The organism is Lentzea terrae (genome assembly GCF_003265345.1).
In the GTDB taxonomy this organism is placed as follows: Bacteria; Actinomycetota; Actinomycetes; order Mycobacteriales; family Pseudonocardiaceae; genus Lentzea; species Lentzea terrae.
The window spans coordinates 68,737-89,524 of record NZ_QFWW01000002.1 but is presented as its reverse complement, the minus strand read 5'-3'; the positions used below and the strand labels follow the sequence as shown (position 1 = coordinate 89,524).

General features: G+C 68.9%; 20 protein-coding genes. 13 read left to right on the top strand and 7 right to left on the bottom strand.

Going from position 1 to position 20,788, the window contains the following annotated elements; translation table 11 throughout:
- The first annotated feature begins 15 nt into the window (after positions 1–15).
- Both DI276_RS03600 and DI276_RS03595 read left to right on the top strand, forming a co-directional pair.
- On the top strand, positions 16–1,620 hold the full coding sequence (locus tag DI276_RS03600) for a sensor histidine kinase (protein WP_157984499.1): 1,605 nt from the start codon (positions 16–18) through the stop codon (positions 1,618–1,620).
- The gene (locus DI276_RS03595; RefSeq protein WP_112261842.1) at positions 1,617–2,267 is read left to right on the top strand and encodes a response regulator; all 651 of its coding nucleotides are present in this window, start codon (positions 1,617–1,619) and stop codon (positions 2,265–2,267) included. The genes DI276_RS03600 and DI276_RS03595 overlap by 4 nt, the downstream gene beginning before the upstream one ends.
- A gap of 60 nt (positions 2,268–2,327) precedes the next feature.
- Here DI276_RS03595 and DI276_RS03590 read toward each other — a convergent pair whose 3' ends face one another.
- On the bottom strand, positions 2,328–2,594 hold the full coding sequence (locus DI276_RS03590) for a GlsB/YeaQ/YmgE family stress response membrane protein (protein WP_030468056.1): 267 nt from the start codon (positions 2,592–2,594) through the stop codon (positions 2,328–2,330).
- A gap of 135 nt (positions 2,595–2,729) precedes the next feature.
- Here DI276_RS03590 and dxr point away from each other — a divergent pair, with 135 nt between their 5' ends.
- From dxr to map, 7 genes are all read left to right on the top strand, one after another.
- Positions 2,730–3,860 (top strand): 1-deoxy-D-xylulose-5-phosphate reductoisomerase, encoded by a 1,131-nt coding sequence (dxr, locus tag DI276_RS03585; RefSeq protein WP_112261841.1) that lies wholly within the window; start codon positions 2,730–2,732, stop codon positions 3,858–3,860.
- A gap of 6 nt (positions 3,861–3,866) precedes the next feature.
- Complete coding sequence (locus DI276_RS03580) at positions 3,867–5,078, top strand: M50 family metallopeptidase (protein WP_112261840.1); 1,212 nt, start codon at positions 3,867–3,869, stop codon at positions 5,076–5,078.
- Between the two features lie 45 nt (positions 5,079–5,123).
- Entirely contained in the window at positions 5,124–6,254 is a 1,131-nt protein-coding gene (ispG, locus tag DI276_RS03575) for a flavodoxin-dependent (E)-4-hydroxy-3-methylbut-2-enyl-diphosphate synthase (RefSeq protein ID WP_112262186.1), read from the top strand.
- Between the two features lie 147 nt (positions 6,255–6,401).
- Complete coding sequence (locus DI276_RS03570) at positions 6,402–7,253, top strand: GNAT family N-acetyltransferase (protein WP_198680444.1); 852 nt, start codon at positions 6,402–6,404, stop codon at positions 7,251–7,253.
- A gap of 18 nt (positions 7,254–7,271) precedes the next feature.
- Positions 7,272–9,062 carry a penicillin-binding transpeptidase domain-containing protein gene (locus DI276_RS03565; protein WP_232836429.1) on the top strand — a complete coding sequence of 597 codons (1,791 nt, stop codon included), beginning with the start codon at positions 7,272–7,274 and terminating at the stop codon, positions 9,060–9,062.
- On the top strand, positions 9,062–9,220 hold the full coding sequence (locus DI276_RS49720) for a hypothetical protein (RefSeq protein ID WP_157984498.1): 159 nt from the start codon (positions 9,062–9,064) through the stop codon (positions 9,218–9,220). The genes DI276_RS03565 and DI276_RS49720 overlap by 1 nt, the downstream gene beginning before the upstream one ends.
- Before the next feature lie 10 nt (positions 9,221–9,230).
- Positions 9,231–10,088: a type I methionyl aminopeptidase gene (gene map / locus DI276_RS03560; RefSeq protein WP_112261838.1), complete on the top strand. Its 858-nt coding sequence runs from the start codon at positions 9,231–9,233 to the stop codon at positions 10,086–10,088.
- Between the two features lie 179 nt (positions 10,089–10,267).
- On the opposite strand, the gene DI276_RS03555 is transcribed toward map, so the two are convergent.
- Positions 10,268–10,948: an alpha/beta fold hydrolase gene (locus DI276_RS03555; RefSeq protein WP_112262184.1), complete on the bottom strand. Its 681-nt coding sequence runs from the start codon at positions 10,946–10,948 to the stop codon at positions 10,268–10,270.
- 28 nt (positions 10,949–10,976) lie between these two features.
- Between DI276_RS03555 and DI276_RS03550 the strand changes: the two genes are divergently transcribed.
- Positions 10,977–12,476: a cobyric acid synthase gene (locus tag DI276_RS03550; protein ID WP_112261837.1), complete on the top strand. Its 1,500-nt coding sequence runs from the start codon at positions 10,977–10,979 to the stop codon at positions 12,474–12,476.
- On the opposite strand, the gene DI276_RS03545 is transcribed toward DI276_RS03550, so the two are convergent.
- Positions 12,400–13,293, bottom strand: coding sequence for an EamA family transporter (locus DI276_RS03545; RefSeq protein WP_112261836.1), 894 nt, complete (start codon positions 13,291–13,293; stop codon positions 12,400–12,402). The two genes, DI276_RS03550 and DI276_RS03545, sit on opposite strands and share 77 nt — an antisense overlap.
- 73 nt (positions 13,294–13,366) lie before the next feature.
- On the opposite strand from DI276_RS03545, the gene DI276_RS03540 reads away from it, so the two are divergent.
- A complete protein-coding gene (locus DI276_RS03540; protein WP_112261835.1) occupies positions 13,367–14,263 on the top strand; it encodes a LysR family transcriptional regulator in 897 nt (298 codons plus the stop codon).
- Here the strand turns inward: DI276_RS03540 and DI276_RS03535 are convergent.
- Both DI276_RS03535 and DI276_RS03530 read right to left on the bottom strand, forming a co-directional pair.
- Positions 14,241–15,344, bottom strand: coding sequence for a cytochrome P450 family protein (locus DI276_RS03535; protein WP_112261834.1), 1,104 nt, complete (start codon positions 15,342–15,344; stop codon positions 14,241–14,243). The two genes, DI276_RS03540 and DI276_RS03535, sit on opposite strands and share 23 nt — an antisense overlap.
- Positions 15,344–16,435, bottom strand: coding sequence for a winged helix DNA-binding domain-containing protein (locus DI276_RS03530; protein WP_157984496.1), 1,092 nt, complete (start codon positions 16,433–16,435; stop codon positions 15,344–15,346). The genes DI276_RS03535 and DI276_RS03530 overlap by 1 nt, the downstream gene beginning before the upstream one ends.
- 80 nt (positions 16,436–16,515) lie before the next feature.
- On the opposite strand from DI276_RS03530, the gene DI276_RS03525 reads away from it, so the two are divergent.
- Entirely contained in the window at positions 16,516–17,592 is a 1,077-nt protein-coding gene (locus DI276_RS03525; RefSeq protein ID WP_112261832.1) for an RNA-guided endonuclease InsQ/TnpB family protein, read from the top strand.
- A 54-nt stretch (positions 17,593–17,646) separates the two neighbouring features.
- Here DI276_RS03525 and DI276_RS03520 read toward each other — a convergent pair whose 3' ends face one another.
- Positions 17,647–18,750 carry an epoxide hydrolase family protein gene (locus DI276_RS03520; protein ID WP_198680443.1) on the bottom strand — a complete coding sequence of 368 codons (1,104 nt, stop codon included), beginning with the start codon at positions 18,748–18,750 and terminating at the stop codon, positions 17,647–17,649.
- A gap of 46 nt (positions 18,751–18,796) precedes the next feature.
- Entirely contained in the window at positions 18,797–19,468 is a 672-nt protein-coding gene (locus tag DI276_RS03515) for a FadR/GntR family transcriptional regulator (protein WP_112261831.1), read from the bottom strand.
- A 105-nt stretch (positions 19,469–19,573) separates the two neighbouring features.
- Here DI276_RS03515 and DI276_RS03510 point away from each other — a divergent pair, with 105 nt between their 5' ends.
- Positions 19,574–20,761: an MFS transporter gene (locus DI276_RS03510; protein WP_232836428.1), complete on the top strand. Its 1,188-nt coding sequence runs from the start codon at positions 19,574–19,576 to the stop codon at positions 20,759–20,761.
- The last annotated feature ends 27 nt before the right edge of the window (positions 20,762–20,788 follow it).

Genomic DNA, 20,788 nt, shown 5'->3' with positions numbered 1-20,788 from the left:
CGTTAGCTTGAGAGCGTGATTACTGCTGTGCGGACCAGGGCCGAGGCGCTCGTCGCCGACACCCTGGCCCGGCTCAAGGCGCTGACGCCGGTGCGGGTCATCGGCGAAGTGATCGTCATGGTCGCCACGATCCTGCTGGACCTGTGGCCTGGGCCGTGGGCGGAGCAGAAGGTGACGGGCTGGGCGCTCGCCGGGTACGTCGCCGTCTACCTCGTGCTGCTGCCGCTGCGGCACGTGCTGCCCGCGACGGTCATGATCGGCGCCGCGGCGATCCCGTTCCTCGGGCCCGCGTTGATGGTCGTGCTGAGCTACACGGCCGGGCGGCGGATCGAGTCGTGGGTCAGGGCGGTGGTGTCGACCACGATCACGTTCGTCGTCGTGGTGCTGGTGTGGGACTGGGACGTCCGGCCGATCGACATCGAGCCCGTCTACGGGATGCTCATCCTGATCACGATCTTCGGCGTGGGCGTGGCGCTGCCGTTCCTCGTCGGCCGGTACCTGGCGCAACGCGAGGCGCTGGTGCAGGCGATGCAGGACCGCGAGGCGCGGTTGCAGGTCGAACACCGGATGCTGTCGCGCCAGGTACGTCTGCGCGAACGCAGCCGCATCGCCCAGGACATGCACGACAGCCTCGGACACCGGCTGTCGCTGATCTCCGTGCACGCCGGCGCGCTGGCGCTGGACCCGTCGCTGGGGGACAAGCAGCGCGAGGCGATCGGCGTGCTGCGCTCGGCCGCCTTGACCGGCATGGGTGAACTTCGGGCGATCATCGGCGTGCTGCGCGCCGAGGACGGGCCCGACGACGATCCCGCCACACGGACCGCGGAGTCCATCGACTCGTTGGTCGCCGACGCGCGCAAGGCCGGCGTCTTGGTGTCGTTGGTACGTGGTGGGCAAGCGCACCCGTTGCCGTCGCGTGTGTCGCACGCGGCCTATCGCGTGGCGCAAGAGGGCCTGACCAACGCCGCCAAGCACGCGCCGGGGGCGGCGGTGCAGGTGACGGTGAAGTACGAGCCGGACGCGCTGGTCGTGGAGGTGCGGAACAACCCGTCGCGCAGTGGTTCGCCTACGGGTGAGCCAGGCGTCGGGCTCATCGGTCTGAGCGAACGGGTGCGCGTGGCGGGCGGCATCCTGCACGTCGGCGCGCTGCCGTCGGGCGGCTTCCGGATCGCGGCCGTGCTGCCGTACGAGGAGACCGCGCTCCCCGGCGAGCCCGAGGACGAGCAGGAGGAGCTGGAGTCACCGCGAGGGATCCGCAAGTGGGCGGGCGTCGGGTCGATCGCGGGCGCGTCGATCGTGCTGGTGATCATCATCGGCGGCTTCACGTACCTCGGCGCGCAGCCGGTGACCGAGGTCGTGACGCAGCAGAACCTCGACCAGATCCACGAGGGACAGCCCGAGTCCGAAGTGGTGAAGCTGCTGCCCTCCGGTGACGAACCCCTGGTCGGCGACGGCGAACGCAGGACACACGCCTCGCCGGAACCCCCTGGCGCGCGCTGCGTCTACCACGTCACCGACGAGCAGTCCTACCGCGACGACGGCGTTCGGGTGGTGCGTTTCTGCTTCCGGGACGGCAAGCTGGTCGAGAAGAAGATCCACGTGCAGAGGACCAAGCAATGATCCGTGTGCTCATCGCCGACGACGAGCCGCTGATGCGGGCGGGCATCAAAGCCATTCTCGGCACCGCCGACGACATCGAGCTGGTGGCGGAGGCGGGTGACGGCCGCGAGGCGGTGCAGATCGTCCGCGAGCGCCGCGTCGACGTGGCGGTGCTCGACATCCGCATGCCGCGGATGGACGGCCTGGCGTGCGCCAAGGAGCTGAAGGTCGTCGCGCCGTCCGTGCGGGTCGTGATGCTGACGACGTTCGGCGAGGACGAGAACATCGTCCGGGCCCTGTCCGACGGTGCCGCCGGGTTCCTGCTGAAGGACTCCGCGCCCGAGGAACTGCTGCGGGCCGTGCGGGCGGTGCACAACGGTGAGGCGTACCTGTCGCCGATGGTCACGTCGCGCGTGGTCGGGATGGTGGCCACGTCCGGGCAGCCCAAGCGGCAGGAGGCGCAGAAGGCCGTCGCCGGGCTGACCGAGCGCGAGGTCGAGGTGCTCGCGTTGCTCGGGCAGGGGATGTCGAACGCGGACATCGGGGCGAAGCTGCACATGTCCGAGGCGACCGTGAAGACGTACGTGTCGCGGTTGCTCGCGAAGCTGGGGCTGACGAACCGGGTGCAGGCGGCGTTGCTCGCGAGGGACGCGGGCATAGCGAGCTAGGTGTCATAACGACGAGAGGCCGTTCGGGTGTCACCCGAACGGCCCCAAACGTCTCAAGCGCTAGACGTGACTTCGCCTGCCGGTCACCAGACGGTAGACGCCGAGCAGGATGAGCGATCCGACGATCGCCAGCAGCCAGGTCCTCAGGTCGAAGAAGGACCCGAGGTCGGTCCCGAAGAGCGCCGATCCGATGAAACCACCCAGAATCGCGCCCACGATGCCGAGCAGCATCGTGATGATGAAGCCGCCGGGGTCGTTACCAGGCATGATGGCCTTGGCGATGGCGCCGGCCAGCAGACCGAGCACAATCCATCCCAGGATGCCCACAGAGAGTCTCCTTCCATCCGCTTGTCGAAGATGGAATGCCCCCGAACTGGCGACTTCACGCCTCCAAAACCACTCCGTTATCAAAGTAACGGGCTGTGCCGGGCTCTCAGGCACTCTCCGGAACAATGAGGGGCGATGAGTACTCCACGCACTGTCCTGATCCTGGGATCGACCGGCTCCGTCGGCACCCAGGCGCTCGACGTCATCCGGCGCAACCGCGACCGCTTCCAGGTGGTCGGCCTCGGCGCGGGCGGGCGTCAGCTGGACCTGCTCGAGGAGCAGGCAGCCGAGTTCGGCGTCCAGACCGTCGCAGTCGCGAACGGTGCCGACGTGCCCGGCGTCAAGACGCTGACCAGCATGGTCGACCTGATCGAAGCCTGTCCCGCGGACGTCGTCCTCAACGGCATGGACGGCTCGCGCGGCCTCGAGCCGTCGCTGAAGGCGCTGGAGACCGGCGCCACGCTCGCGCTCGCCAACAAGGAGTCGCTCATCGCGGGCGGGCCGCTGGTGCTGAAGGCGGCCAAGCCAGACCAGATCGTGCCGGTCGACTCGGAGCACTCGGCGCTCGCGCAGTGCCTGCGCGGTGGCGCGGCGCACGAGGTCCACAAGCTGGTGCTGACGGCGTCCGGTGGGCCGTTCCGCGGCAAGACCCGCGCCGAGCTCGAGAACGTCACCGTGCAGCAGGCGATGGCGCACCCGACGTGGTCGATGGGCCAGGTCGTCACCATCAACTCGGCGAACCTGGTGAACAAGGGGCTCGAGCTGATCGAGGCGCACCTGCTGTTCGGGGTGCCGTACGACCGCGTCGACGTGGTGGTGCACCCGCAGTCCATCATTCACTCGATGGTGACCTTCACCGACGGCTCGACGCTGGCTCAGGCGTCGCCGCCGGACATGCGACTGCCCATCTCTCTCGGTCTCGGTTGGCCGGAGCGCGTCGCCGGTGCGGCCGCCGCCTGTACCTTTGACACCGCCACCTCGTGGACGTTCGAACCGCTGGACAGCGTCACGTTCCCGGCGGTCGAGCTCGCTCGGCAGGCGGGCAGCGGCGGTGGCTGTCTCCCCGCGATCTACAACGCCGCGAACGAGGAGGCACTCGCCGCCTTCGTAGCGGGCAAGACGTCGTTCCTGTCGATCGTGGACACCATCGGCCAGGTTCTCGGCGAGGCGAATGACTGGCAGAGGGATCCGGCGGACGTCGCCGAGGTCCTGGCCGCCGAGGACTGGGCACGCGCACGTGCCCGCGAGCTGGTTGGAAGGAACTGAGCTTTCGTGAACACATTCATCAACGCCCTCGGGGTGCTGCTGTTCGCGTTCGGCATCGCGGCGTCGATCGCGCTGCACGAGCTCGGGCACCTGGCCACCGCCAAGGCCTTCGGCATGAAGGTCACCCGCTACTTCATCGGCTTCGGGCCGAAGATCTTCTCGTTCCGCAAGGGTGAGACCGAGTACGGCCTGAAGGCGATCCCGGCCGGCGGTTTCTGCGAGATCACCGGCATGACGGCGCTCGAGGACGTGCACCCGGACGACCGCAAGCGGGCCTTCTACAACCAGAAGGTCTGGAAGCGCGTCGTCGTGCTCTCCGCCGGCTCGATCACGCACTTCATCCTCGGCTTCATCATCCTGCTGATCCTCGCGATGTCGCTCGGCCTGCCGAACAACAAGGACGTGCCGGTGCTCGCGCAGGTCTCCGACTGCGTGCAGGACTACACGGTCCCCTTCGACGCGCCGTGCCCCGCGGGCGCGCCGTCCCCGGCGAAGAGCGCGGGCCTGCAGCCGGGCGACCAGATCGTCTCGATCGCGGGCAAGCCGATCGCGACCTGGTCGGACATGCAGAAGGTCACCCGCGACCTCAGCGGCCCCAACGAGTTCAAGGTGCTGCGCGACGACAAGGAAATCGCCCTCACCGTCGACGTGCCGAAGGTCACCCGGCAGATCTCCGACGGCAAGGGCGGCGTCGAGGTCAAGCAGGTCGGCGCCATCGGCGTGATCGTCCAGCAGGCGTTCACCTACGGCCCGATCGATGCGATCCCGGCCACCGTGTCCTTCACCGGCGAGATGTTCGTGAACACCTGGAAGGGCCTCATGCGCTTCCCGGAGCGCATCCCGGCCGTGGTCAAGGCCATCGGCGGCGGCGAGCGCGACCTCGACACCCCGATCTCCGTCGTCGGTGCCTCCCGGCTCGGCGGCGACGCGGCGGAACGCGGCCTCTGGGCGTTCTTCATCCTGATGCTGGCGGGCCTGAACTTCTTCGTCGGTGTGTTCAACCTCCTGCCGCTGCTGCCGCTTGACGGTGGTCACATCGCCGTCAACCTCTACGAACGGGTGCGAGACTGGATTCGGAAGCTGCGCGGGAAGCCCGCCGGCGCCCCGGTCAACTACCTGCGCCTGTTGCCGCTCACCTACGTGGTCATCTTCATCGGCGGCGCCATCACGCTGCTGACCGTGACCGCCGACATCGTCAACCCGATCAGGTTGCAGTGATTTACGAAAGGTGCAAAACCCATGAGTGACGGCGTGATGCTCGGAATGCCGGCACTGCCGCCGCCGGTGCTGTCCGAACGTCGCAAGACCAGGCAGCTGATGGTGGGCAACGTCGGTGTCGGCAGCGAGTTCCCCGTCTCCGTTCAGTCGATGACGACGACCCTGACGTCGGACGTCAACGCGACGCTGCAGCAGATCGCGGAGCTCACCGCGTCCGGCTGCGACATCGTCCGGGTCGCCTGCCCGTCGCAGGACGACGCGGACGCGCTGCCCGCGATCGCCAAGAAGTCCCAGATCCCGGTGATCGCGGACATCCACTTCCAGCCGAAGTACGTGTTCGCGGCCATCGAGGCCGGCTGTGCGGCGGTCCGGGTGAACCCCGGCAACATCCGCAAGTTCGACGACCAGGTGAAGGAGATCGCGGCCGCCGCGCGCGACCACGGCACCCCGATCCGGATCGGCGTCAACGCGGGTTCGCTGGACCCCCGGCTGCTGCAGAAGTACGGCAAGGCCACCCCGGAGGCCCTGGCCGAGTCGGCGATGTGGGAGGCCTCGCTCTTCGCGGAGCACGACTTCCACGACATCAAGATCTCGGTGAAGCACAACGACCCGGTGGTCATGGTGCGGGCCTACGAGCTGCTGGCCGAGCAGTGCGACTACCCGCTCCACCTGGGCGTCACCGAGGCCGGACCCGCCTTCCAGGGCACCATCAAGTCCGCCGTGGCCTTCGGTGCGCTGCTGCGCCAGGGCATCGGCGACACGATCCGGGTGTCGCTCTCGGCTCCTCCGGTCGAGGAGATCAAGGTCGGCCACCAGATCCTCCAGTCGCTGAACCTGCGGCCGCGCAAGCTCGAGATCGTGTCCTGCCCGTCCTGCGGCCGCGCCCAGGTCGACGTGTACACGCTCGCCGAGCAGGTCACCGCCGGTCTGGAGGGCATGGAGGTGCCGCTGCGCGTCGCGGTCATGGGCTGCGTCGTGAACGGCCCCGGCGAGGCCCGCGAGGCCGACCTGGGCGTCGCGTCCGGCAACGGCAAGGGCCAGATCTTCGTGAAGGGCAAGGTCATCAAGACCGTCCCGGAACACGCCATCGTGGAGACCCTCATCGAAGAGGCCATGCGCCTCGCCGAGGAGATGGAACCGGTCGAGGGCGGCACCCCGGCGGTCACCGTCGGCTGACGCAGTTTGAAGTGCACGCGGGGCGCTTTCGTTCGGTCTGACCGAGCGAAAGCGCCCCGCGTGCGTTTGAGCAGGTGCGGATCGTCACGATCAGTGCGCTCTGTTGGCTGATGCCACACACACGTTTCATCTGGCACGCTGATGAGCGTGCTGAGGCTGGCCGGAGCGCGCGTCCTGGACGAACGCGACCTCATCGACGTGCGCGGGGTGTTCGACAACGACCCCGTAGCTGCGTGCATGGTCGCGGCAAGGGTGGAAGTGGCCGGCCTCGACCCGTGGCGGCTGGGCGGCGAGATGTGGGGCTCAGACTCGCGGCCGATCAGGGGCAGGGTGGACGGCCTGTGCTTCTCCGGGCCGAACCTGATCCCGCTCAAGGGCAGCGCGTCGGCGATGCGGATGTTCGCGGACCGGGCGCGCAGGAGGGGCCGCATGTGCTCCAGCCTGGTCGGCCCCGCCGAACAGGTCTTGACCCTGTGGGACGAGCTCCAGCCCGACTGGGGTCCCGCCCGCGAGGTGCGCGGCGACCAGCCGTTGATGGCGATCTCCACGACCCCGAAGGTCGCGCCGGACCCGCTGGTCCGCCAGGTCCGCCCGAGCGAGCTGAGCCGGTACCTCCCGGCGGCGATCTCGATGTTCGTCGAAGAGGTCGGCATCGACCCGTGCGCCGAGGACGGCGGGGCGGGCTACCGGGCGAGGGTGAGTGAGCTGATCGCCGCGGGCCGGGCGTTCGCCAGGTTCGAGAACGGCGAGGTCGTGTTCAAGGCGGAGATCGGCGCCATGTCGTCGCGCGTGGGGCAGATCCAGGGCGTCTGGGTGCGTCCCGACCGCCGCGGCGAGGGCATCGGTACTGCAGGAACGGCGGCAGTGGCCGACCGCCTCACCCGAGTCCTCAACCGCACGGCGAGCCTCTACGTGAACGGCTACAACCACGTCGCCCAGGCCGCCTACCGCCGAATCGGCTTCGAACAGGTGGGCCAGTACGCGACTGTCCTGTTCTGAACGGGCATACTCGCGCGGGTGCGCCTTCTCGCGACGATCACGGTACTGACGGTGACGCTGAGCGGCTGCGGCCTGTTCAAGTCGGAACCCGGGGCTCCGGAGATCACCAACGACTTCCTGGCGAAGCTCGCGTCCGGTGACGTGCAGGGTGCCGCCGGGCTCACCGACAACCCGAACGAGGCCAAGGACGCCCTGGAGAAGTTCCGGGGTGCGCTGAAGCCGAAGGGGCTCACCAGCAAGGTCGACCAGATCCGCAAGAACGGCGAGACGGCGTCCGAGGCGAGCGTCTCGCTCGACTGGGACCTCGACAAGAACCGCCACTGGACCTACTCGACCAAGTTCGACGTGCGCCAGGAGGGCGACTTCTGGAAGGTGCACTGGCAGTCGTCCGTGGTGCACCCGAAGCTCGCGCCGCAGCAGTCCATCAAGGTCACCGAGCTCAAGCCGGACCCGGCGCCGGTGCTCGACCGCGACGGCACGCCGTTGCTGGCCCCCGAACGCGTCGTGTCGGTCCTCCTCGTCGCCAAGGAGGCCGGTGACGTCGGTGCGGTCGCCAAGACCCTCGCGGACGCGCTGGGCCCGCTCGACAAGGCGATCACCCAGCAGTCGATCACCGACGGCGCCGGCAAGACCCCGGAAGGTCAGGCCTACCAGGTCGCCGCGCTCCGGGACGCCGACTACCAGACCGTGAAGCCGAAGATCTACGAGCTGCCCGGCGTGCGGTTCAGCTCGCAGACGTCGTTGCTGGCGCCCAGCCGCAACTTCGGCAACCAGGTGCTGCCCGCGGTCCGCAAGCTGGTCGAGAACGACATCGCGGGCCAGTCCGGCTTCCGGGTCGCCACGATCGACGCGCAGGGCACCGAGGTCGAGGAGCTGTACTCGAAGGCACCCGAGCCCGCCAAGGCCGTGAACATCGCGCTGTCCCGCGCGATCCAGGCCGCCGCGGAGGACGCCGTCGAACCGGTGCAGCAGCCGACCGTGCTGGTCGCGATCCAGCCGTCCACCGGCGACATCCTCGCCGTCGCGCAGAACGACCCCGCCGACGCCCAGGGCGCCCTCGCGCTGACCGGCCGCTTCCCGCCGGGCTCCACGCTGAAGGCCGTGTCCGCGCTGGCCGCGATCGAGTCCGGCAAGGTCAACGCCGAGACGCCGCTGCCGTGCCCCGGCAAGACCACCATCGCCGGGCGCCGGATCGTGCCGAACTCCAACGAGTTCGACAAGGGCACGATTCCGCTGCGCAGCGCCTTCGCGTTCTCCTGCAACACCACGTTCGCGCAGCTCGCCGTCGACATGGCGCCGGACCAGCTGACCAACGCCGGGTTGTCGCTCGGCCTCGGCGTCGACTTCGACGTGGCCGGCCTGACCACGATCACCGGTTCCCTGCCGCCCGCGACCGACGTCGTGGAACGGGCGGAGGACGCGTTCGGCCAGGGCAAGGTGGTGGCGTCGCCGTTCGGCATGGCGCTGGTCTCGGCGTCCATCGCGAAGGGCTCGATGCCGGTGCCGCAGCTGGTGCGCGGCAAGGAGACCAAAGCCGACAAGCAGCCGGCCGGGCCGCCTGCCGCGGCGCTCGACCCGGTGCGGCAGATGATGCGCGAGGTCGTCGACTACGGCACTGCACCGCAACTCAAGCCGTACGGAGACGTGCGCGGCAAGACTGGTACCGCGCAGTTCGGCGACGGCGTGCACTCACACGGGTGGTTCATGGGCTACCGGGGCGATCTGGCGTTCGCGACGCTGGTGCTCAGCGGGGAGACCTCGACACCAGCCGTGGACGTGGCGGCGAGGTTCCTGAAGGCGGTGCCGTGATGACTCAACCTGACCTGTTCACGTTGCGGGAGCGACTGCTCCGCGCCGGCGTGCTGCTTCCCGCACCTCGGGAGTCGCGCGAGTGGGACGTTCCCGCCGAGCCGCCGTGGATGCGCGGCCAGGACCAGGTCCGAGGCGGTTCGGTCGGCGCCAAGTAGGCTGGGCCGCATGGCTGTTCGTGCTCCACTGCAACCCGGTGTCCAGTCCCCGCGGCGTCAGGTGCCCTCGCGCATCGTGCGTCCCGAGTACGTGGACAAGCCCGCGCCGCAGCGCGGCACCGACCCGTGGGTGCAGACGCCGGAGATCATCGAGGCCATGCGGATCGCCGGCCGCCTCGCCGCCCAGGCGCTGCAGGAGGCCGGCAAGGTCGTCGTGCCCGGCGTCACCACCGACGAGATCGACGCGGTGGCGCACGAGTTCCTGTGCGACAACGGCGCGTACCCGTCGACGCTCGGCTACCGCGGCTTCCCGAAGTCGTGCTGCACCTCGCTGAACGAGGTCATCTGCCACGGCATCCCGGACTCCACGGTCGTCGAGGACGGCGACATCGTGAACATCGACGTGACGGCGTTCATCGGCGGCGTGCACGGCGACACGAACGCCACCTTCCTCGCCGGCAACGTGTCCGAGGAGAACCGGCTGCTGGTCGAGCGCACGCACGAGGCGACCATGCGCGCGATCAAGGCCGTGAAGCCCGGCCGCGAGATCAACGTCATCGGCCGCGTCATCGAGGCCTACGCCAAGCGCTTCGGCTACGGCGTCGTGCGCGACTTCACCGGCCACGGCATCGGCCGCTCGTTCCACAGCGGGCTCGTGGTGCTGCACTACGACGAGCCGTCGATGAAGACCGTGCTCGAGCCGGGCATGACGTTCACGATCGAGCCGATGATCACGCTCGGGGACTTCGAGCACGACATGTGGGACGACAACTGGACCGTCACCACGAAGGACAAGAGCTGGACCGCTCAGTTCGAGCACACGATCGTCGTCACCAACGACGGCGCGGAGATCCTCACAGTCTGCTGACGCAGTTGGGGGTGGCGCGGCGTCAGGTGGCTTGGCAAGGGTCGCGTGCCGCCAGCCCGGCTGCCTCCGTGATGCCGTTGCGGGTGGCGAGGCGGCGTAGCTCCCGCACCTGCGCTTCGGTGCGTGGCCGGCGAAGACCATCCGGCACATGCCGCCAGGTCAAGCCAGCGAACCCGCGCTCACAGCGCGTTTATCACCGACTTGAGCGCGGCCGCGACTGCCGAGGGCGACGTCGCGGCCGCCAGGTGGTGCGACTCGACGCGCTCAACGGGCCAGCCCAGCGCTTCCGCCTTGTCCGCCTGGTCGTCGTAGACCGCGGACAGCAGCACGTACCCGCACGCCCCGGCCCACTCGACGACCGGGCGCTGCTCCTTCAGGAACTCCCACGGCACCTCGGGTGCCTCGTCGCGCATCTCCTCGCGCAGCTCGGCGGGCACCAGCCGCAGCGGGTCCTCGGCGAACCACCGGTCCCAGCGCGGCAGCTTGCCGTCCCGGACCGAGGCCTTCACCTGGCGGACCAGCTCGGGGTCCACGGTCTCGCGCCACGCCCTGCCCGGCGTCGGCAGGTCGGAGTCGAGGAACACCAGGCCCGCCACGTCCAGTTCCAGGGCGTCCGCGAAGGCCGGCAGCAACGGGCCGGCGCCGCTGTGACCGACCAGGACCAGCGGGCCGGAGACGCCGGAGTCCTCCAGGGCGTCGGCGAACGCGCCGATCAGCCGCTGGTGCACCGGGGCCTCGTTGATGGTCATCTGCAGGTCGACCAGCAGCACGCCCACCCCGTCTGAGGCCAGTTCGTCGGCGAGCGGACGCATGCTCGACGGGCCGAGGAACGGGCTGTGCATGAGGACGACGGTGACCATGTGGGTGATGATGGCAGCATTGGCGTCCATGCGGGGCGCGATGTTGATCTGTGGGACGACTTCGGACGCGGGCAAGAGCGTCCTGGTCGCCGGTCTGTGCCGCTTTCTGGCACGCCAGGGCGTGGACGTCGTGCCGTTCAAGGCGCAGAACATGTCCAACAACTCGTTCGTCACACTCGACGGCGGGGAGATCGGGCGCGCGCAGGCGCTGCAGGCGCGGGCGGCGTTCAAGGAGCCCAGCGTGCGGTTCAACCCCGTGCTGCTGAAGCCGGGGAGTGACCGCACGTCGCAGGTCGTGGTGCTCGGTCAGGCGGTCGGCGAGGTCTCCGCGTTGAGCTACCGCGACCGCAAGCAGCAGCTGCTCGACACGGTCTTGTCCACTTTGGACGGACTGCGGTCCGAGCACGAGGTCGTCATCTGCGAGGGTGCGGGCTCGCCGGCTGAGATCAACTTGCGTGCCAACGACATCGCGAACATGGGACTGGCGACGCGGGCCAAGCTCCCCGTGCTGGTCATCGGCGACATCGACCGCGGGGGCGTGTTCGCGCACCTCTTCGGCACGGTGGCGGTGCTCGACGCGGCCGACCAGGCGTTGATCTCCGGCTTCGTGGTCAACAAGTTCCGCGGCGACCCCCGGCTGCTCGAACCGGGCCTGCACCAGATCAAGGCCCTGACCGGACGTCCGGTGCTCGGCGTGCTGCCGTGGCGTGAGGAACTCTGGCTCGACGCCGAGGATTCGTTGTCCTACAACGCCGATGGCGTCGTCGGCCGGCCGCAGCCCCCGAAGAAGGACTGGCTGCGGGTCGCCGTGATCCGGTTGCCGCGCATCTCGAACGCCACCGACGTGGAGGCGTTGGCTTGCGAGCCGGGCGTTTCCGTGCGGTTCGTGACGGAGCCGTCCAGGTTGGCGGACGCGGACCTGGTGGTGCTGCCCGGTTCCAAGGCCACCGTCTCCGACCTCGGTTGGCTGCGCGAAACCGGTCTGGCCCAGGCGATCCAGCGCTTCGACGGCCCGATCCTGGGCATCTGCGGCGGCTTCCAGATGCTGTCGCAGCGGATCGAGGACGACGTGGAGTCCAAGGACGGCGTCACCAACGGGCTGGGGCTGCTCGACGTCGACATCCGCTTCCAGCCGAAGAAAACCCTCGCCACACCCAGCGCCGTCGCGTGGGACGAACACGTCACCGGCTACGAGATCCACCACGGTCAGGTCGTGCGCAGCACCGAGAACCCGCTCGTCGACGACGAAGGCGCGCAGACCGAGCGGATCCTCGGCACGCACTGGCACGGGCTGCTGGAGAACGACGGGTTCCGCCGCAAGTTCCTCGGCTGGGCCGCCGAACGCGCGGGCAGGGACTTCGTGCCCGGCGAGGTGAGCTTCCAGGCCGCCCGTGAGGCCCAGCTGGACCTCCTGGGCGACCTGGTCGCGGAGAACCTCGACACCAAGGCGGTCATCGACCTGCTGGAACGAGGAGCTCCCGCCGGACTTCCGTTCGTGCCGCCCGGCGCCCCACCAGCTGCGGGATAGCGAGCCCGGCCAGCACCAGCCCGCCGGCCGCCGCCTGCAGCCCGCTCAGCTCCTCGTCGAGGAACGCCCACGCCGAGAACATCCCGAACACCGGCACCAGCAACGAGAACGGCGCGACGACCGACGACTCGTACTTGCGCAGCAGGAACCCCCAGATGGCGAACCCGAGCAGCGTCGAGATCCACGCGACATACCCGACGGCGCCCACGCCGGCCCAGTCGAGGCGGCCGAGCGCCGACATGTCCTCGGTCAGGAACGCCAGGGCGAAGAGCGGCAGCACCGCCACCGCGCTCACCCACACCATGAACCGCAACGCGTCCGCGGGCTTCGCGTACCGCATCAGCACGTTCGACACGCCCCAGCACGCCGCCGCCGCGACCAGCAGCACGAACCCCAACAGCGGCGACGAGAGCCCGTAGTCCCACGCGATCACCCCGATGCCCGCGACGGCCAGCGCGATTCCGGCGACCTGCACGGACTTCGGCCGTTCGCGCAGCACGACCGCCGCGAACAGCGTCGTGAAGATCACCTGGCTCTGCAGCACCAGCGAACCCAGGCCCGCCGGCATGCCTGCCTTGAGGCCGATGAACAGGAAGCTGAACTTCGCGACGCCCAGCACCAGCCCGACCGCGATGATCCAGCGCCACGCCACCCGCGGCCGGCCCACGAAGAAGATCGCCGGCACCGCCGCGGCGAGGAACCTCAGCGCCGAGAACAGGATCGGCGGGAACTCGTCGAGGCCGACCTTGAGCACGACGAAGTTGAAGCCCCAGATGGCGGCGACCAGGGTGGCGAGCAGGACGTGACGGGGACTCATGGGTCCAAGCTTGCAGGGGCTAACTATTTAGCACTAGTTCCGATTACTTAGGTTATGGGTTTAGCATCGCTACATGCTCGACCTGGGAAGACTGAAAGCGCTGCACGCCGTCGCGGTGCACGGCACGGTCGGCGCCGCGGCCGAGGTGCTCGGCTACACGCCGTCCGCGGTCTCGCAGCAGATCGCCAAGCTCGAACGCGAAACCCGCACCACGCTGCTGGAACGGGCGGGCCGGGGCGTCCGCCTCACCGACGCCGCCCGCCTGCTCGCCGACACCGCGAGCCACGTGCTGAAGCTCGTGGAAGAGGCCGAGGTGGCGCTGGAAGAACAACGCGGCACCGCGATCGGCCGCCTCTGCGTCGGTTCCTTCGCCACGGCGGCACGCGGTCTCCTGCCGGAGGTCCTGGCGCGGCTGACCGAGCAGCACCCGGCTCTCGACGTGCGGCTGACGGAGATCGACCCGCCCCACGCCACCGAGGCCGTTGCACGCGGTGAGCTCGACCTGGCCATCGTGCACGACTGGGCGAACACGCCACTGCCGGTGCCGGAGTCGCTGTCCCGCGCGTTCCTATTCGAAGACGTCGCCGAGGTGCTGGTGCCCGCCACGAACCCGTTGGCCCGCAGGGAGTTCCTCGAACCCGCCGACCTCGCCGGCGAGCGGTGGATCTGCCAGACGGAGGGGTCGATCTGCTTCGACTGGTTGGAGCGGACGTTCCACGGCGCGGGCATCGAACCGGTGGTGGCGTACCGCATCAGTGAGTACCGGACGCAGATCGCGTTGCTGGACAAGGGGATCGGCGTGGCATTGATCCCGCGGCTGGGCAGGGGAGAGGTGCCGGACACCGTTCGCATCGTGCCGCTGCGGCCCACGCCCACGCGGCGGCTGTACGCGGTGTGGCGGAAGCAGGCCTCGCGCCGGCCCGCGATCACGGCCACGCTCGACGTGATCAGGCAGGTCGTCGCACCCTGAGCGACGAGACGCCGCGGAACACCGGGAACGGCAGCCACTCGGGTTCCGCGACGAGCCGCAGGTCCGGGTAGCGGTCCAGCAGCGTGGTGATGGCCACCTCGCCCTCCAGCCGGGCCAGGGCCGCACCGACACAGCGGTGGACGCCGTGGCCGAACGCGAGATGCGGGTTGTCCACTCTGGACAGATCGAGCGCGTCGGGTGCGGTGAACCGGCGTGGGTCGCGGTTCGCCGCCGCGATGCCCACGATCACGACGCCGCCCTTGGGGACTTCGACGCCACCGATCTGCAGGTCTTCGGTCGCGTACCGCGGGGACGCCCGTGCCGTCGGACCGTCGTAGCGCATGAGCTCGTCGAGGTTCGGCGCACCGGCTCCCGGATTGCGCAGCAGCGCGACGACCGCGTTGCCGATCAGGTTCGTGGTGGGCTCGTGACCGGCGAAGAGCAGCTGCTGCGCCAGCGCGACCACCTGCTCGGTGCTCAGGCCGGCCGCGATCAGCTCGCTGAGCAGGTCGTCTCCCGGCCGGTGCGCGGCCACGAGCTCGGTCATGTGCGCGCGAAGCTGCCGGCCGCCTTCCGCACGGGTCGCCGGTGTCAGCGCGGCGATCGTCCACGCGCGGAAGGAGTCCTGGTCGTCGATCGGCACGCCCAGCAACTCGGCGATCACCGTCAACGACAGCGGGTAGGCGTAGTCGGCGATGACGTCGAACTCCTCGCCCGTCGCGTCGAGCAACTCGTCGGCGATCTCCTGCACGCGCGGTCGAAGCGCGGCGACCCGGCCTGAGGTGAACGCCTTGGCCACCAATGACCTCAGCCGGGTGTGCTCCGGCGGATCGGTGGTGTGCAGGTCGAACGTCGCGTCCTGCGGCTCTCCGCTCACCATGCCCGCCGCGCGCAACGCCTCCCACGCGTGCCGCGGATCCTTGGCCAGCCGGGGATCGGCGAGCGCGGCGCGAGCCTCGGCGTAGCGCAGCACGAAGAAGTGCTTGAGCCCGTTGGGTTCGGTGACGTGGTGGACGGCCGCCTCCTCCCGCATCCGCGCGTAGGTCGGATGCGGGTCGGCGAAGAACTCGGGTGTGTACATCAAGGGGCAACGATCACGTGCTGCTTCTTCGGCGCCATCACCTTCAGCACCGCCTTGGCCTCGCGGACCACACCGGCCAGGTCCTTCTTGAACGTCTTGAAGTACGGCTCGATCGTGAGCGTCGCGGTGTCCTTGGTCTCCACGACGTTCCAGGTGCCGCGCAGGAACCCGTCCACCAGGAACGTCGGTGGGAAGACCCCGTTGCGCACCGCGCCCCACCGCGACCGTGCTTCCTCGTTCATGATCCGCGCCCGGTCGGCGTGCCCCAGCAGCACGTTGTCGAACGCGGGCAGCAGCCGTGCGGGCGCGGGCGCGTCCTCGTCCACGATCACACCGTCCGGCACGTCCAGCAGCACCTTGCCGGCCTCGTTCTGGTACTCGACCAGTTCCAGGTCGGCCGCGTGCGCCTTGAGCCCGATCAGCCGCGACCACGCCTGCATGTCCGCGAGCGTCGCCGGCCCGAACGCCCGCAGGTAGCGCTTGATCAGCTCCGGCACCGCGGCCGACGACGGCAGCTCACGGCCGAGCCACGTGGCCATCGCGACGTTCTGCGGAATGCCGCCCACGCCCCAGATCCCGCGCGGCGGCACCTGGATCATCGGCACCAGCATCTGCGCCTGCGTCGACAGCTCGCGCGCCTTCGCCTCGGGGAAGTGCTCTTCCAGGAACGCGCCGATCTCCGCCACCGTGCGCGGTTCGGTGTCGATGTACTCGCGGGTGATCCGCGCCAGCTTGTCGAGGTCGATCTCGACCCTGCTCGCCGGCGGCATCACGATCTTCGCCCACTTGTTGAGCTCCGGTTGCAGCGCCGTCCGCATCAGGTACACGTCGTCGGCCGAAATGAGGTGCAACGTGCCGCGCCACAACGTCATCCGCACCAGCGACCGGTCGATGATCAGCTTGCTCAGCGCGTCGACCTTGAACGGCTTGAGGCGCGTCCACAGCGCGAGGTACGGCGGCACCGGCGCTTGGGCCTGGAGGCCGCCGAGGTGCTCGACGGCCGCCACGATCGGCGTGTTCGTCCGCTCCAGGAGCAGCTGCCGCTGGAGGAGCGTCCGGTTCAACGTGCGGTTCGAAAGAGTGGTGGTCACATGGGCCTCCGGCGGAATTCCCGGCGCTTTGGCAGGGGAGGCGTCTTACTCATTGTTTCGGTCCCAGTACGCTGTGTGTTGTGCGGACGGCGTACAGATGCCGGGCCTATCCGACGCCCGAACAAGCTGAAGTGCTGAATCGCACCTTCGGGTGTGTACGCCTCGTGTGGAACAAGACATTGAGCGAGCGGAATCATCGTTACCGCATCGCAGGCGCGCGCACGTCGTATCGTAAGACTGATGCAGCACTGACAGAGTGGAAGCGGTCCGAAGAGCTTGCCTTCCTGTCGGAGGTGTCCTGTGTGCCGCTTCAGCAAACGCTGCGGCACCAGCACGCCGCCTTCCAGAACTTCCTCTCCGGGCGATCCCATTATCGCAGGTTCAAGTCCCGCACTGGCCGCCAGAGCGCGCACTACACCCGGTCGGCATTTCGAATGCGCAACGGCACAGTGACGCTGGCGAAGACCGACGCGCCGCTGAGGTTCACGTGGTCCTTCGGTGACATCGCAGCCGCAACACTCGACCCGACGATGGTGATTGTCTCGCGAGAGCCGGACGGCCGCTGGTACGTGACGTTTGCTGTCGATGTCGACACACCCGCCCCGGTTGCGCCTGCCAGGCACGCAGTTGGTGTCGACCTCGGCCTGACGGACTTTTTGGTGACCAGCGACGAGGTGAGAGTTGCCAACCCACGTCACTTGACTCGCAAGGCGCGAAACCTGGCCCGTTACCAACGCAGGCTGGCGCGCTGCCGGCCTGGCAGCAACAATCGCAGGAAGGCGAAGGTCAAAGTCGCAGGTGCTCATCGCAAGGCTCGCAACGCCCGTCAGGACTTCCTGCACCGCACAAGTGCGACGTTGGTGCGTGCGGCCGATGTGATCGTGATCGACCGCTGGTACCCGTCCAGCAAGACCTGCTCGACGTGTGGACACCTGCTCGCCGAGCTGCAACTTTCCACCCGGCACTGGACGTGTCCGGGCTGCCGCACCCGGCACGACCGGGACCTCAACGCGGCGAAGAACATCCTTGCGGCTGGTCGAGCCGTAGCCCGAGGTGACTCGGGTGATGCCTGCGGAGCTGATGTCAGACGGCAAGGGCCCTCCCTTCCGCAATCGGCTGTGAAACAGGAAATCCGGGCCGCGAGGTCCAGCGCGTGAGCGCTACCCACTGCAAGGCGGGTGGGAAGTCCTGTCCATCGGGGCGGGAAGAAGTCAAAGCGACTCGAAGAACTTCCTGATGTCTTGGACCAGCAGGTCCGGTTCCTCCATCGCGGCGAAGTGGCCGCCGCGGTCGAACTCCGTCCAGTGCACGATCGACGGGATCATCTTCTCCGCCAGCGACCGGACCGGCGCGCTGATGTCGTGCGGGAAGATCGCCACGCCGGTCGGCACCGTCGACGGCTGCTGCTGGCCCCACGACGCCGACTGCTCCTTGTACAGCGCCGCCGACGAGCCCGCCGTGCCGGTGAACCAGTAGATGGACACGTTGGTCAGCATGTGGTCGCGGTCCACCGCGTCCTCTGGCAGGCCCTCGTTGTCCGTCCAGTCGTGGAACTTCTCCGCGATCCACGCCAGCTGCCCCACCGGCGAGTCGGTCAGCGCGTACCCCAGCGTGCGCGGCCGGGTGCGCTGCAGGTGCATGTAGCCGGAGAGCTCCTTCTGGTAGAGGTCCAGCGACTCCAGTGCCCGGAGCTCCTCCGGCGAGAGGTCGTTGACGCCGGACGGCCGGAACGTCTGCAGCATGTTCACGTGCACGCCGACGACCTGCTCGGGGAACACCCTGCCGATCTCCTGCGCGATGCCGGAACCCCAGTCGCCGCCCTGCGTGCCGTACCGCTCGTAGCCCAGGCCCTCCATGAGCTTCGCGAACGCCCACGCGACGCGCAGCACGTTCCACCCGGTCTTCTTCGTGGGCCCGGAGAAGCCGAAACCCGGGATCGACGGGATGACCAGGTGGAAGTCCTCGGACAGCGGCCCGATCACGTCCAGGAACTCGACGAACGAGCCGGGCCAGCCGTGGATCAGCAGCAACGGCAACGCGTCCGGCTTCTGCGAGCGCACGTGCAGGAAGTGGATGCGCTGACCGCTGATCTCGGTGGTGAACTGCGGGTAGGAGTTGAGCCGCGCCTCCTGCGCGCGCCAGTCGAACCCGTCGGCCCAGTACTCGGCGAGCGGGCGCAGGTACGTCAGCGGGATGCCGTAGGACCAGCCGACGCCCGGCAGGTCCTCTTCCGGCCACCGCGTGTTGGTCAGGCGGGAGCGGAGGTCGTCGACCTCGGCCTGCGGGATCTCGATGCGGAACGGCGTGATCTCCATGGCCCCCACGCTATGACCTAATGCGGACACTTTCGGTCCGCGATCTCTAACAGAACTTCTCGATCAGCTCCTCGAAGAACCCGCCAGCCTCGATCGCCGCCTTCTCCTGGTCTCCGTCCCGGACCGCGTGCAGCAGCCCGGTGTGCGACACCTGGTCCTGACCAGGCTGCGTGGTGTCGACAGAGGCCGCCACCGAAGCTTTGACCGCCTCGGTCAAGCCCTGGTAGAGCTCCGCTAGAAGCGTGTTGTGCGAGCACTGCACGAGCAGCACGTGGAACGCGGTGTCGTGCTCGATCACCTCGGCCCACTGCTCGGCCTCCATCGCCGCGTCGCGCTTGCGCAGCAGCTCGGTGAGGCGCGCCAGTTCGGCGTCGGTGCGGTGCTTGGCGGCCAGGCGCGCGCCCTCCATCTCGAGAGTGCGGCGCACCTGCAGCACCTCCTTGAGCTCCGTCCCGCACATGCGGCGGACGGCGCCGGAGATCTCGCTGGTCGCGCGGACGAACGTGCCGTCGCCCTGCCGCACCTCCAGCAGGCCGGCGTGCGAGAGCGCGCGCACGGCCTCGCGAACCGTGTTCCGACCCACCCCGAGCGCGGTGACCAGCTCGGGCTCGGGCGGGATGCGCTGCCCGACGGGCCATTCGCCGCTGGTGATCGCACTGCGCATCTGCTCGATCACCTGGTCGACGAGGCCTGCACGTCGGGTAGTGGCCAACGGCACAGCGTCATCCTTTCATCCGAACATCCCATGTCTGCGATAGTGCTACACGTGACGATTCAGCAGACGACTTATGCCGCACAGACTGCCACCGATCCAGGTCGCAGGGTGACGGTCGTCAAGAATCGTCACGTTCCGCTGGTCGGGTCCACGCTGCTCGCGATCGGGGTCGCCCTCGCGGCGGCGAATCTCCGCCCAGCGGTGACCAGTCTGGCCTCGGTGCTCGGCGATGTCCGCGCCGCCCTGGGGGTTTCGGCCGCTTGGACCAGCGCGTTGACGGCCGTTCCGGCGCTCTGCTTCGGCTTCGCGGCGTTCGCGGCCCCCTGGCTGGGTCGCCGCCTCGGCATGGCCCGTGCGATCGGACTGTCCTTGGGGGTGCTCACGCTCGGCCTGGTGCTGCGCGTGATCGACGGTCCGTGGGTCGTGCTGGGCGGCACCTTCATCGCGTGCGCGGGCATCGCGGTGTCCAACGTGCTGATCCCGGTCGTGGTGAAGGCGTCCTTCCCGGACAAGGTCGGCCTCATCACCGGTGTCTACACCGGAGCGCTCGCCGCGGGTGCCGCGCTGGCCGCGGCTCTCACTCCCCGGCTGGAGGACTACCTCGGCTCGTGGCGCCTCGCTGTCGGTGTGTGGGCGTTGCTCTCGGCCGGTGCGCTGATCGTGTGGTTCGCCGGTGCACGGCACGGTTCGGAAGCGGCTGTCGTGCGGTCGGCCGCGCCGGTCGAGAAGCGGTCGTTGCTGCGCAGCCCGCTGGCGTGGGTCATCACGGTGTTCTTCGGCCTGCAGTCGCTCTACGCCTACACCGTCATGGGCTGGCTGCCCGCGATGCTCGTCGACTCCGGCGTGGACCGGAACACCGCCGGCATGCTGCTCGCGGTCTCGATGCTGCTCGGCGTCCCGGTCAGCCTGTTCGTGCCGCCGCTCGCCGCGCGGTTCTCCAGCCAGGCCACGATGGTGCTGGCGCTGGGCGTGCTGTCGTTCGCGGGCATCTTCGGCATGCTGGTCGCTCCTGCCGCGGCGCCAGGCCTGTGGGTGGTGCTGATCGGGTTCGGCATGGGCATGTTCCCGTTGGCACTGCTGATCATGTCGCTGCGCACGAAGTCCACTTCGGACACCGCGCGCCTCTCCGCGATGGCGCAGAGCCTCGGCTACCTGATCGCGGCCACCGGGCCGTTCGCGTTCGGCCTGCTGCGTGACGCCACGGGCTCGTGGACGACCTCGCTCGTGCTGCAACTGGTGCTCCTCGCCGCGCTCACCGGGCTGGGCATGATCGCGGGTCGCCCCCGCTACATCTAGTCAGGAATCGAGAAGCGCGGACATCTG